Annotated in this window: 11 protein-coding genes; 3 read left to right on the top strand and 8 right to left on the bottom strand. The window is 34.7% G+C overall.

Going from position 1 to position 13,808, the window contains the following annotated elements; translation table 11 throughout:
• Positions 1-372 precede the first annotated feature (372 nt).
• On the top strand, positions 373-2,112 hold the full coding sequence (locus A8L32_RS00395) for a response regulator (protein WP_075589722.1): 1,740 nt from the start codon (positions 373-375) through the stop codon (positions 2,110-2,112).
• Here the strand turns inward: A8L32_RS00395 and A8L32_RS00390 are convergent.
• Positions 2,109-5,009: a PEP/pyruvate-binding domain-containing protein gene (locus tag A8L32_RS00390; RefSeq protein WP_233145435.1), complete on the bottom strand. Its 2,901-nt coding sequence runs from the start codon at positions 5,007-5,009 to the stop codon at positions 2,109-2,111. The genes A8L32_RS00395 and A8L32_RS00390 overlap by 4 nt on opposite strands.
• 262 nt (positions 5,010-5,271) lie before the next feature.
• Between A8L32_RS00390 and gdhA (A8L32_RS00385) the strand changes: the two genes are divergently transcribed.
• The gene (gene gdhA, locus A8L32_RS00385; protein WP_075589720.1) at positions 5,272-6,624 is read left to right on the top strand and encodes an NADP-specific glutamate dehydrogenase; all 1,353 of its coding nucleotides are present in this window, start codon (positions 5,272-5,274) and stop codon (positions 6,622-6,624) included.
• 127 nt (positions 6,625-6,751) lie between these two features.
• Positions 6,752-7,810, top strand: coding sequence for a nicotinate-nucleotide--dimethylbenzimidazole phosphoribosyltransferase (gene cobT, locus A8L32_RS00380; RefSeq protein ID WP_075589719.1), 1,059 nt, complete (start codon positions 6,752-6,754; stop codon positions 7,808-7,810).
• A gap of 115 nt (positions 7,811-7,925) precedes the next feature.
• Here the strand turns inward: cobT and A8L32_RS00375 are convergent, their stop codons facing one another.
• The 7 genes from A8L32_RS00375 to gdhA (A8L32_RS00345) form a co-directional block, all read right to left on the bottom strand.
• Entirely contained in the window at positions 7,926-8,396 is a 471-nt protein-coding gene (locus A8L32_RS00375) for an ExbD/TolR family protein (RefSeq protein WP_075589718.1), read from the bottom strand.
• A gap of 5 nt (positions 8,397-8,401) precedes the next feature.
• Complete coding sequence (locus tag A8L32_RS00370) at positions 8,402-8,974, bottom strand: ExbD/TolR family protein (protein ID WP_075589717.1); 573 nt, start codon at positions 8,972-8,974, stop codon at positions 8,402-8,404.
• Between the two features lie 17 nt (positions 8,975-8,991).
• Positions 8,992-9,438: a hypothetical protein gene (locus A8L32_RS00365; RefSeq protein ID WP_075589716.1), complete on the bottom strand. Its 447-nt coding sequence runs from the start codon at positions 9,436-9,438 to the stop codon at positions 8,992-8,994.
• A gap of 7 nt (positions 9,439-9,445) precedes the next feature.
• Positions 9,446-10,264 (bottom strand): MotA/TolQ/ExbB proton channel family protein, encoded by an 819-nt coding sequence (locus tag A8L32_RS00360; protein WP_075589715.1) that lies wholly within the window; start codon positions 10,262-10,264, stop codon positions 9,446-9,448.
• A gap of 153 nt (positions 10,265-10,417) precedes the next feature.
• Positions 10,418-11,443 carry an asparaginase gene (locus tag A8L32_RS00355; RefSeq protein WP_075589714.1) on the bottom strand — a complete coding sequence of 342 codons (1,026 nt, stop codon included), beginning with the start codon at positions 11,441-11,443 and terminating at the stop codon, positions 10,418-10,420.
• Between the two features lie 19 nt (positions 11,444-11,462).
• Positions 11,463-12,236 (bottom strand): TatD family hydrolase, encoded by a 774-nt coding sequence (locus A8L32_RS00350; RefSeq protein WP_233145434.1) that lies wholly within the window; start codon positions 12,234-12,236, stop codon positions 11,463-11,465.
• A 156-nt stretch (positions 12,237-12,392) separates the two neighbouring features.
• Positions 12,393-13,730: an NADP-specific glutamate dehydrogenase gene (gene gdhA, locus A8L32_RS00345; RefSeq protein ID WP_075589713.1), complete on the bottom strand. Its 1,338-nt coding sequence runs from the start codon at positions 13,728-13,730 to the stop codon at positions 12,393-12,395.
• Positions 13,731-13,808 lie beyond the last annotated feature (78 nt).

The raw sequence follows: 13,808 nt of genomic DNA, 5'->3' as shown, positions 1-13,808 counted from the left end.
AAATTAGACTATTAAACAAATCACCCTAATTAAAGTTATATAATTAGAGTGTATTACAAACTTTTTAGATAACGAGAATTCCTGATTATTGTTACAACAAGATAAGAAAACGAATACACTATTCTGACATTACAGTTTACATTTTTTGCTTTTAATCAATTACTTAATGTAACGTAATTATAATTGAAAATAATTCAATACGTTTTTATCATAAATTTATAATACTTTTAAATTTTCAATCGTATTTTATCATTTTAATGCCATATTTGTACCAGAACTAAGACAAACAACGATGAGTAGCTTTATACATAAAAAATATAAAGCTTTGGAAAAAGTCTTATACTATAATATAGAATACTAGCATAATTGAATATGAAGTTTATTAATAAATTGATATTACTTTTTGCCTTTGACCAAGATGAAAAACTTGAAGTTGAAACAAAAACTACATTACTATTAACTAATGTCTTAAACTTCTTTTTATTTGTAATCGTCTTTGTTGAAGGTATTGTTTCTTTGCTTGAAGAAAATTTATTTTTTGCAGGACCTTTATTGTTTTTTAGTGTACTTTTTGCATTTAATTATTTATACACTGGAAGAAGGTCAAACGCTAAATACTACAAAGAGATACTATTTTCATTTGTATTAATAACTTTTGTTTTTTTCATTGTATTTGGCGGATCTACCGGTGTTAATATTATTTGGCTAGGCAGTTTTCCTTTTATTGCAATTAACCTATTAGGAAGACAAAAAGGAACTTGGTATTCCGTGGGGGTATTCTTTTTTATACTACTTGATTTCCTGCTACTAAGCGATATCATTCCTAATGCCCAATCATATACTTTTAATTTACAAATACTGATCTCAATTTACTTTATCTTCTCTTTTATTCTTGCTTATGCACTTAAATTTATTTTTGCAGAGGTAATGCTTACAAAAGAAAGAGCCATGATTAACTCCCAAAATAGTAAATCATCGCAAGAGGAAGAGATTTCTAACTTATCAAGACAAATTAGAACGCCGCTTAGTAATATCACTGGTATATTAGACATATTGGGCAAAACTAATCTGACGGACGATCAACGTGATTACATCAACACGATACACGCTTCTGCAAATAATTTGGTGAGTGTAGTTTCTAATATGGTTTCTAACCAGAAAATGGGGTTAAATCCAATTCAAGAGGAAAAAATTAGCTTCAACCTATATTCTACTTTAAACAATACAATCCGTTTATTCTCAGAGAATAATAGCAAACAGAAGTTTAGCCTTTCATTCTCTGCTGATATTCCGTCTACCATGACAGGAAATGCTATAAAAACGAAGCAAGTATTCCTGAATATTTTAAATAGCATAGCTAAGTATAATATTTCGGAAACTAAGCAAATTAATATTGAAGTATCCAGAGCTAATAATATGCCTGGTACAATTGAACTTTTATTTAAATTAACGAGTTACGGCAAAATCCCATTCCCCAAAGAATATAAATCCGAAGAGTCTTTATATAACAATGATATCATAAGACTTAACACATCAAAATATATACAATTTCTAGAGCTGGGGTTAACTCAAAAATTAATTGAGCAGGACAATCATTCATTATCTATTAATATAGGTAGAGATGAAACTACATTTGAATTTGGAATAACCTTTATGGAGAATACCGAAAGTTTCTCTGTTCAGAATATTCGTGAAAAATCACCAATTAGCGAGTCGTTTTATAAACCTTCTGTTGACATGAAGGATGCTAATATATTATTGGTTGAAGACAACTTTAGCAACCAGCAAATCATTATTTTATATATTAAAAACGAAGTGAGAAAAATTGAGGTTGCTTACAATGGAAAAGAGGCACTTGATAAATTTGGAAAAGCTAAATACGATTTGATCTTGATGGATGTTCAAATGCCAATTATGGATGGCTTTAAGGCAACTCAAAAAATTAGAGAAATTGAGAAAAGTACCAATACGCATACACCAATTATTGCCGTAACAGCTAACGCATTTCCTGAAGATAAAGAACGTTGTATGGCCAGTGGTATGGATGATTATATCAGTAAACCATTTCAGCCTGAAGATTTAATTGGAAAAATTAAACATCACTTAAGTTAGTTTTCTGGAATACCAACCGCTCCGATACCGTTTTTGCCATCCAGCTTTATTACTGCTGGGTGTTTAAATCTGACATGTAAAATCCATTCATCTTCGTATATAATTTCTTGAGACAATAGATAGTTCTCGTTATAATAACCATTTCCTGTTACAGGATTAACTGTCATGTAACCTACGCGTAAAGATGTTAAATTCTGAAAGAAATGGGTGCCTTGGCTTGGATCCATGCAAAAACCATCTAAAGCTGTTTCTACAATAAGCCTTGCTCCCGATATTTGAGGCCACTTAACAGGAATACCTAACCAAGGATCTTGAGACCCCCATCTGCCTGGACCTATCAAAATATAGTTCCTATCCTCGGCCAGCAAAGCATCGTTAACTTTTTCAATATTAGGAACCATTTTAATCATATTTGCAGGAGAAAAATCTTTTGATTTAACCAATACAAGGTCATATATATCATCAATTATGCCATTACCTAAAGATGATTTGGAATAAACCATTTGCTCCTCAGGAATTAGTTCTTCTAAGTTATCCTTCAAGTTTTCCTCTCCCTCAACAATGGGCCTGATCTGTAAAGGGTAAAAGATTGGATTACCATCTGGATTTTGAAGATCAACAGCAAACTCTACCTCCACTGGTTGGTTCATCTCATTCTGACCTATTTCCATCACTTTTTTAACCACCTGAGCCAATGGAAAAACATCATGTTTTAAAATATTGGAGAAGGTAACTAAGGGCAATCCTTTAGCCATAATTCCATCACGAATTATTTGATTTTGATAATCATAAACAGACCCCAACCATCTTAAGGATCCATCTTCTTTTGCAGCCTTTATATCCAGTTTTAAAAGGTTTATTGCATCATTCACATTAGGTACAAAATTTTCGTTATCCATATCTAAGGCAAAAAACTTTTTCTGGGTATCCTTAATCGTCATTTCAGGGGTAGATAACTGTAATGCCTTTTGCGGATAGCTAGGAGAAAAGCGCAATGACACACCGCCATCTACAATTTGTTTCCCCAAGCCAAGTGCCACATTTACAATTCCATCTTCAGCTTTTTCTGGTGCTATAGGATAAAAATTTACCGAACGTGCTACTCCCGAAATGGTTGGGTAAAATTTATTACCATGCTGCTGACCTACCACTTCTTGAAGAACAATACCCATTCTTTCTTCGTCAATGATATTCATGGTGGCCTGCATATATGCCTTGCTCGATTTATAATATACCGATGCATAAACGCACTTAACAGCATCTCCAATTTGTTTCATAACCACCTCTACATCATCAGTGTTAGAAACCATATAAGTAGAATAGACACCTGCAAATGGCTGATAATGGCTATCCTCCAAAACGCTTGACGACCTTATGGCAATCGGGTTACTGATAACGGATATAAATTGTCTTAAATAATGATTGGAACGATGCGGGAGTTTCGCTTTAACAAAACGATCTAAAATTTCTTCATCAGATGCTTCAGACAAAGCTATTTCATACAAATTGTTAGACTCCATAAAAAGCTCAAAGATATCGGTCCCAATAACCACTGTTCTTGGAATAGTCACCTCTACGCCTTCAAAGTTAAGCTGATCAGCGTTTTTATTTATAATAGTATTTAAAAAAGCTAGCCCCCGTGCCTTACCACCAATAGATCCTTCTCCTAGCCGTGCAAATTTCACGAATTTATCATACCTACTAGGTTCAAAAGTAGCTATCACTCCTTTATTTTTTGAAATCCTGAAATTTACAATCGTACTATGCAAAAAATGCTTGGAGGCATCTAAACTCTTAAAATCCTCAACACGTAAATTCTTCAACACATCTGCTATAGGAAACAGAGCTCTAGCTTTAAGCCACTTTGAAACATGGTCGCGTTGAAAATGGTATCGTAAAGAATCATCAGGTAATTCAAACAACTTTTCTTGCAGCTCTTTCAAGTCGCTTACTCTTCCTACCTCTTTAGTTGTTTTCGGGTCAATAAAAATAAAGTCGCCAAAAGCCAGATTCACCTTTAAGAATTGTTTCAGCTCCTGTAAAAGGCTTTTTGAATATTTATATAAAAAACCTACCCGTATTTCTTTGGCTGTTTGCGCCACATTTATGTCTGACGATTGCAATAGAAAAGGCATATACTTATCATCCTTTTTAACCGTCTGCGCCAATTCTATCCCAGCATTATTATCCTTTACATCGCCTCTATTAAAAGACACATCTGAAATAACCCCCAAGGCATTGGCCTTGTATTTCTGATAAATATCCAAAGCCTCTTCGTAATTTCTGGCTAGTAATATTTTCGGTCGGCCACGCATACGCATCATCTTCTGGTGCTCGTTCAGCCCTTCCTTCATAAACTTTTTACTCTGGTTAAAAACTATACGATAAATAATAGGTAAATAACTCGAATAATAACGAATTGAATCTTCCACCAAAATAATACATTGAACACCCACCGCTAAAATATCATGTTCGGCATTCATCTCATCCTCAATCAATTTTATAATTGCCACAAGAATATCTGCATTACCTAACCAACAGAACACATAATCAATAGCACTAGTATCTTCACTACTTAACTTTAAACTCACCTCTCTAGAAAAAGGTGTTAATACAACAATTGGTATGTTAGGGAATTCCAGTTTTACATTCTTCGATAAGTTGAATGGATCCATCCCTCCTACACTGAGCATTGAAATAATTAAATCTATGGGCTCTGATTGCAATATCGACAAAGCCTCTTCAGCTGTGGTCACTTGTATAAAACGTGGCGGATACCTAAGATTTAATGCCACATATTCGTTAAATATTTGCTCTTCAATCCTTCCATCTTCCTCTAGTAAAAATGCATCGTAACTACTCGAAATTAATAAGATAGATTGTATCCGCTTTTGCATTAATTTATCAAATGCTGTTTGCGTAAATATATTTGAGAAGTCCATCATAAAACAAATTAAATCATTCTTATCACACCTATAATGTAAAGTTACTTAAATATTAGATTCAAATATTGACAAATAACACCTTACATAAACCACTTTTATACTTACATCAATTATACATTTACTTTAAACACATTAACCTACAATTACTAGGTTAGATTGAAGATAAATTCTTAACTTTTATTACAGCAATGTTTTAATTCCTAAATCACGCATTATGAAATCTTCACCCAATAATTACGTTGAGCATTTCATGGCTCGCTTAATAGAAAAGAACCCTGCACAACCTGAATTCCACCAGGCCGTTTTAGAAGTACTCACTTCAATCAGTGATTATCTGGAAGAAAATCCTCATTATATAAACAGTGGCATTATCGATAGAATAATAGAACCTGAAAGAATTATCATATTCAGAGTTCCTTGGTTAAATGATGTGGGTAAAATTGTTATTAATCGTGGCTTTCGCATAGAAATGAACAGTGCCATCGGCCCTTATAAGGGAGGCCTTCGTTTTCACCCTAGTGTTAACTTGGGGATTTTAAAATTTTTAGCTTTTGAACAAGTGTTTAAAAATAGCTTAACCACTTTACCTCTAGGTGGTGGTAAAGGTGGTTCTGACTTTGACCCTAAAGGCAAATCAGAAAATGAGGTTATGAGGTTTTGCCAAAGCTTTATGACTGAACTATATCGACACATTGGTCAAAACACAGATATACCTGCTGGAGATATTGGTGTTGGCGGTAGAGAAATCGGTTTTCTTTTTGGTCAGTATAAACGGATTAAAAATGAATTTACAGGTGTACTCACCGGAAAAGGAATTAACTGGGGAGGAAGTTTAATTAGGCCTGAAGCTACTGGTTATGGGAACGTTTACTTCGCCGAAGAAATGTTAAAAACCAAAGGCGATAGTATTAAAGGAAAGGAAGTTCTTATCTCGGGTTCGGGTAATGTAGCTCAGTTTGCCGCAGAAAAAGTGATTGAATTAGGAGGTAAAGTCCTTACAATGTCGGATAGTGATGGATATATACTAGACAAAGAGGGTATTGATGCTAAGAAGCTTAAATTTATAATGAATTTAAAAAACAAGCACAGAGGTAGAATAAAAGAATATGCTGAAAAATTTAAAATTCTTTTTCACCCAAAAGCTCGTCCTTGGGCTGAAAAAGGACAAATTGCTCTGCCTTGTGCTACACAAAATGAAATGAATAAAGATGAAGCAGAACAATTGATAAAGAATGGCTGTATTTGCGTATCAGAGGGAGCTAATATGCCATGTACTCCAGATGCTATAGATATCTTTATTGATAATCAAATTTTATACGGCCCAGGAAAAGCTGCAAACGCAGGAGGTGTAGCCGTTTCTGGCTTTGAAATGAGTCAAGATTCGATGCGCATTACATGGACAAGAAAAGAGGTAGATGCTCAATTGAAAAAGATTATGAAACATATACACCAAACATGTGCTAAGTATGGCACAAAGCCAGGTGGTTTTGTGAATTATATGGATGGTGCTAACATTGGTGGATTTGTTAAAGTGGCGGATACAATGTTAGATCAAGGAGCGGTATAATAAGTAAATAAATCATATATGAGTGCTATAATCATATTTAGAGGGCAACTTAAGTAAAGAATAGGCTGTAATTATATTATTCATTTTACTTTTTTAGTCATATTTGTACCAAATAAAAACAGGTATAATGACAAACTTCAATATAGTTCCCCTATCTAACGAACTAAATGAAAAAATAAAACATAAACTAGATAATAAAACTAAACCTCTCGGTTCACTAGGCCAGCTAGAAAAAATTGCTTATCAAATTTGTCGCATACAAGAAACCACAAGTCCGAAACTAGCAAAACCTCATATTGTAGTGGTAGGAGCAGATCACGGCATTTGTGAAGAGGGCGTAAATCCTAATCCCCAAGAGATAACTTGGCAACAAATGATTAACTTCTCTAAACAAGGAGGAGGAATTGGTCTATTTTCAAGCTTTTATAATATTGAAACAACTATAGTTGACGCTGGCGTAAATTATGATTTAAGCACTTATGATTCTATTGTAAACTGCAAGGTGAAAAACGGAAGTGGTAATTTTGCCAAAGAGCCTGCGATGACAACTGAAGAGTGCAATAAGGCAATAGAAAATGGCGCTAAACTTGTGCGCAATTTACACGAGAAAGGGTGTAATGTGATTGGTTTTGGCGAAATGGGCATTGGAAACACTTCGCCTGCTTCTATTTTAATGAGTTTATATTGCAATATTCCTTTAGATAAATGTGTTGGCCCTGGCAGTGGTCATAATGCGGAAGGTGTAAAAAAGAAATTAGCGACATTAGAAAAAGCCGTATCTACAAAACCAGATATTGCAGATCCATTTGAGATATTAGCTTATTTTGGTGGTTTAGAAATAGCTACAATAGCAGGAGGCATGCTACAAGCAGCCGAATTAAAAATGCTTATTTTAAATGATGGCTTTATTATTACTTCAGCTCTCTTGGCTGCACAAGCCATTAATCCAACAATAATGGAATATGTTATTCATTCTCATCATTCAAAAGAAGGAGGACATGCGTTAATGATGGAATACTTACAGGCAGATCCTGTCTTAAATTTAGACCTACGCCTTGGAGAAGGTACCGGTGCAGCCATAGCTTACCCCATAATTGAAGGGGCCATAAAAATGATTAATGACATGACTAGTTTTGATGAAGCAGGAATTACAGATACTACTGACACTGGAACAAGTGTAGTATAATGAAGAGATTATTAAAAACAGGTAATTCGTCATTGCTTCATTTTGCGATAAGTATGTAAAACAAAAAAAGGGAATCTTTCGATTCCCTTTTTTTATATAAGTATACTAACTAATTCTAGTATTCTGATTTTTGACGCGCTGAATAATTAATTTTTAGCGCTTGAGCTTTACGCAATGCCTGTTTAATATCGGTAATAATACCCATTGGACAATCAAAATCCGCTTTGATAGAAGTGGTCATCTTAGGACGATCATTTTCTTTCATTGCATCACGCTCTTGCGCAATATAACTTTGAATATCTTCTACTGTAGCAAATGCATCATTTAACTGAACTCGAGGCTCTGTACCAAACATTCCTTGATACTGACGAGTTGGAACACCTACATAAATATAAGTTACCAAACTCTTTTTCTCTAATTTAGCTAATTCAGTTGCTTCAGGAGCCTGAATACTAACTTTCATTGTAACCTCTTTCATAGTAGTTGATACCATAAAAAAGAATAAAAGCATAAATACGATATCAGGCAAAGAAGCTGTATTGATGGCTGTTTGTCCATCACCTTTTTTCTTTCTAAACTTTGCCATAATATTTATTTACCAATATTTTTAGGTTCTGCCTCTGAAATTCTTTGAGGATAAATTGTACGAATCGCTTTCTTTTCTTCATCTTCAAGCTCTTCATAATCCTTGCGGAATTTTCTACGAGACAATTCATTTCTCAACTCATTATACGCTCTTTGAAGTTCATTTTGAACCATCAAATACTGTTGATATTGAGTTCCATTATCATTCTGTAAAGAAATTATACCTTTTGAAACTGGGATAAAACCAAACAAAGGAACTTCTGTTTCCTTAAACTCTGGTAAATTATCTGCATTATTTTCATTTAATATAAATTCTTTAGTAGCATCCTTGAGCTCTTCTACCCTCATTGGTTTACCTTCCACCAACAATTGATTTTTACTGTTCAAAAGAACGGAAAATACATTTCGTTCCTTTACTGGTGGGGTATCTGGATCAACTTGTTCAACAGGAGGAGGCAAACGTCTTGCCAAACCTGTATCCGTATCCATGGTAGTAGTTACAAGGAAGAATATGAGTAGAAGGAATGCAATATCGGCCATAGACCCAGCATTCACCTCTTGTACATCTCTTTTTCCCATAAATAACTATTTATTAATTATTTAAAAATTCTTGAGACCTCAGTACCTAAGATAGCAACAACTACAATTCCTAAAAGTACATAAGTACCATATAAGAAAGCACCTGCTAATTTAAGCATCGAAGGAACATTATCCTCTCCTTCGTATCCACCTAAAGCTAAAGGCGTAGCGTCTGCAAGGCTATAAGAAACTAATGCAATTACTATTAAAACAGCAATTGAAATAAGGCTTCTCATCGCATTTTTTGGATTCAATACTACATTAACGATTTCGAACAAAACAGTAATACCAGCAGTAGCTACTACTAGAAATTTAGCCCAGTTCAAAAATAAGTCAGTGTAAACTGGTGTTTCATATGTTTCTCCAGGAATTTCTCCTCCCGTAAAATACATAATTGTTAACACCACTGTTACAGCTAACAAAGCATATAGTACGAAACTTAATATTTTTGTAAGCTTAGTCATGTTCTAATTATTTTTTCATGTTGTATTTTACTAAGATATCTAATAGAGAGATAGAAGCATCTTCCATTGTATTTACAATACCATCAATTTTAGAAACGATGTAGTTGTAAAATACTTGTAGGATGATAGCAACGATCAAACCAGATACAGTAGTAATAAGTGCTACTTTAATACCTCCTGCTACTGCAGTTGCTGAGATATCACCCATAGCCTGAATCTTATCAAAAGCGTCGATCATACCGATTACTGTACCCATAAACCCAAGCATAGGAGCAAGAGCAATAAATAAAGAAATCCAAGTTAAACCTTTTTCTAAAAGACCCATTTGAACTGAGCCATAAGCTACAACTGATTTTTCAACTACTTCGATACCTTCGTCGATACGGTCTAAACCTTGGTAAAAGATAGAAGCAACAGGACCTCTTGTGTTACGACACACTTCCTTAGCAGCTTCAACACCACCTTCGTTTAACGCATCTTCAATTGCTTGAAGTAATTTCTTTGTGTTGGTTGATGCAAGATTCAAATAAATGATTCTTTCAATACATAAAGCCAATCCAAAGATTAATGCTAAAAGTACAAAGCTCATGAAAGCTGCACCACCTTCAATAAACTTAGCTTTGATTTGTTTGTGAATTCCCTTAGGAGCTTCAGCTTCTGTTTCGTCTGCTGCAACTTCTTCTACAACAGTTTCTGTTTCTACAACTTCTTCAACTGTTGTTGAATCACCTTCTGCTGGTTCACCAGCATCATTCTGAGCATAAATGGTTGATGCTCCAAGAGTCATCATCGCAAAAACTGCAAAAAACGCAAATAGCTTTTTCATAGTCTGTAAAAATTTTTTGATTTGTATTAGTTTGTTAATACTATAAGTTTAATTGCTATTAATTCCCTTTTTAAAGCAATAAACAAGTTAATAATTGAAATTCTTAGATTTTCAGGTGTGCAAAATACAAAAAAATCAGGAAATACAAACTGTTTAAATATAGATTTCCCCTTTTAGTGATTTATTTAAACATATCTTCACTTCCTCAGTATTTATTGCATTACCTAACAGATACATAAGCTTTGTTAGTGCTGCTTCAGTAGTTATATCTCCACCACTAAAAACACCCATTTCAAGCAAATGAATGCCAGTTTCGTACCTTCCCATGGCAACACTTCCTGCTAAACACTGCGTAACATTTAAAATAATGAGCCCATTTTGAACTGCTTTTTCAATGATACCCAAAAAACGTTTATCGGTAGGTGCGTTCCCCGAACCGAAGGTTTCTAAAACCAATGCTTTAAGTCCTGGTGTTGTTAACATCGTTTCTAAAAAAGCATAATTCATACCTGGATATAATTTCAAAAGTCCAACATTGTTATCCATGTTCTTACTTACAGAAAACACTGTTCCCTCTTTGGTCTTTTGTATATACGGGTCGTTATATTTTATATGTATGCCCACCTCTGCTAATGGTGGATAATTATCTGATCGGAATGCTCTAAAGTGTTCCGCGTTATATTTGGTGGTTCGGTTAGCTCTAAATAATTTATCCTGAAAGAAGATACAAACCTCTGGTACCATAGCCACTCCATCCTGATAGGTAGAGGCAATATCTAACGCTGTAATTAGGTTTTCTTTTCCATCCGTACGAATAGTGCTTAAAGGCAACTGACTACCCGTAAAAACAACTGGCTTACTCAAGTTTTGAAACATAAAGCTTAAAGCACTGGCCGTATACGACATAGTATCCGTTCCGTGTAGTACCACAAAGCCATCGTACACTGCATATCTCTCTTCAATAATCGTACCGATTTTAACCCATATTTCAGGATTCATATCAGAAGAATCTACTATTGGATTAAAAGATGTACTATCTACCTCAAAATCAAAACGTCTCAACTCAGGCACTTTCTCCTCAATCATCGAAAAATCAAAGGGCACAAGTGAGTTAGTTTCTGGGTCGTTGGCCATTCCGATGGTTCCACCCGTATAGATTATAAGTACTTTTCGTTTCAAAATCTTCCCCTCCTAATTATTACTTTAATTTAAATAAGCTTTTTGCAGATGCTGATGTAATTGAATTTACCTCATCTTGAGACATATTAAATAGTTCTGCCAGCTTTTTTGATACTAGATCAGTATAGGCAGGTTCATTCCTTTTTCCTCTAAAAGGAGTTGGCGTTAAATAAGGTGCATCCGTTTCCAACACCAAATCTTGAATACTCAATTGCTCCACTACTTTTCCTAATCCTGAGTTTTTAAAGGTTACCACTCCATTTATGCTCATCTTAAAACACCCATACGAAAGTACCTTTTTCGCTTGTTCAATATTACCAGTAAAGCTATGAAACACTCCCGTTAGCCCTGTAATATCCATATTATCTAACACCTCAAATATTTCATCAAAGGCGTCTCTTGCATGAATTACTATCGGTAAATCCAAATCAATAGCCCACTGTATTTGAGTTTTAAATGCCTTAATTTGTTCCGATAAAAATGTTTTATCCCAATATAAATCGATCCCGATTTCGCCTACAGCACAAAAACGTCTCTTATCAAACCATGACCTCATGATTTTTAACTGCTCTTGGTATTTTTCGTCTACGGAAGTAGGATGCAAGCCCATCATAGAAATACATTGCGTTGGATATTTATCCTCTATAGCTAACATGGCATCTATTGACTCCACATCAACATTGGGCATTAATATATATTCAACTCCAGCCTCAAAAGCTCTGTGAATCATCTCATCCCTATCCTCATCAAATTGTTCTGAATATATATGGGAGTGCGTATCAATTATCGACATTTTCTTAATCTAAATATTTAAAACTCAAAGCTAATAAATAAGCCTCTTGAATTTTAAACAGACTCTGGCATTTAAGTTTTTTTAATGAAAAAACCTTGAATAGAGATATCATCTACTCAAGGTTTTGTACTATGTATAATTATATTCTAAGTAAATTTATACAACTCCTTGAGCAATCATGGCATCTGCTACTTTTACAAAACCACCTACATTAGCTCCTTTGATATAATTTATTTTCCCATTGAGCTCGGTTCCATACTGAACACAAACTTTATGAATATTATTCATGATATCATTTAATCGCTGATCCACCTCTTGCTCATTCCAATTTAATCGCATACTATTTTGACTCATCTCTAAACCCGAAACAGCTACACCTCCAGCATTTACCGCTTTACCTGGTGCAAAAGCAATTTTTTCTGTGGCCAGGAATGCAGCATCAGCAGTACAACCCATATTAGAAGCCTCAGCAATTAACTCACAACCATTAGCAATAAGCGTTTTACAATCCTCTTCGTTCAACTCATTTTGAATAGCACACGGAATAGCAATATCCACTTTCTGTTCCCAAGGTTTTTTACCTTCGAAAAACTCAACTCCATATCTTTCGGCATATGGTTGAATAATATCTTGATTAGATGCTCTTAATTCTAATAAGAATTCTATTTTATCCTCTGACACTCCTTCTGGATCATAAATATAACCATCAGGTCCTGATAAAGTAACTACTTTACCACCTAACTCAACTGCTTTAATGGCTGCCCCCCAGGCTACATTTCCAAAGCCAGAAAGCGCAATAGTTTTACCTTTTAAAGAATCGCCTTTTAAAGCCAGCATCTCACGCACAAAGTATATAGCACCAAAACCAGTTGCTTCAGGACGAATTAAACTCCCCCCAAACTCCTGTCCTTTACCTGTAAGAACGCCAGTAAACTCATTCTTCAATTTCTTATACTGACCAAATAAATAGCCTATTTCACGTCCACCTACACCAATATCTCCAGCTGGAACATCAGTATTAGGACCAATATGACGATAAAGTTCACTCATGAAAGCCTGGCAGAAACGCATAATTTCGTTGTCAGATTTACCTTTAGGGTTAAAATCGGAACCTCCTTTACCACCTCCCATAGGAAGACTGGTTAAGCTATTTTTGAAAGTTTGCTCAAATCCTAGAAACTTCAATCCACTTAATGTTACACTGGGGTGAAAACGAAGTCCACCTTTATATGGTCCAATGGCACTATTAAACTCTACTCTATATCCTCGATTAACTTGTACTTCTCCACTATCATCTACCCATGGCACTCTAAACATGATAACACGTTCTGGTTCCGTCATGCGTTCAAGAATCTTTGCCTTTTGATAGTGCGGATTTTCGCGATAAAAATCCCAAACTGTTTCAACCACTTCTTCAACAGCTTGTAAAAACTCATCTTCTCCCGTATTTTTCATCCTAACACCATCTATGAACTCTTTTATTTTTGCATCCATGGCAATACTTTTAAATTGTGTTTGTTTTGAATCAAAATTAAATATTTCAACATACCTAAATCATGACTTTTAGCAATT

Source organism: Labilibacter marinus (genome assembly GCF_001659685.2).
Lineage (GTDB): Bacteria > Bacteroidota > Bacteroidia > Bacteroidales > Marinilabiliaceae > Saccharicrinis > Saccharicrinis marinus.
This window is presented reverse-complemented; position numbering and strand designations above follow the sequence as displayed.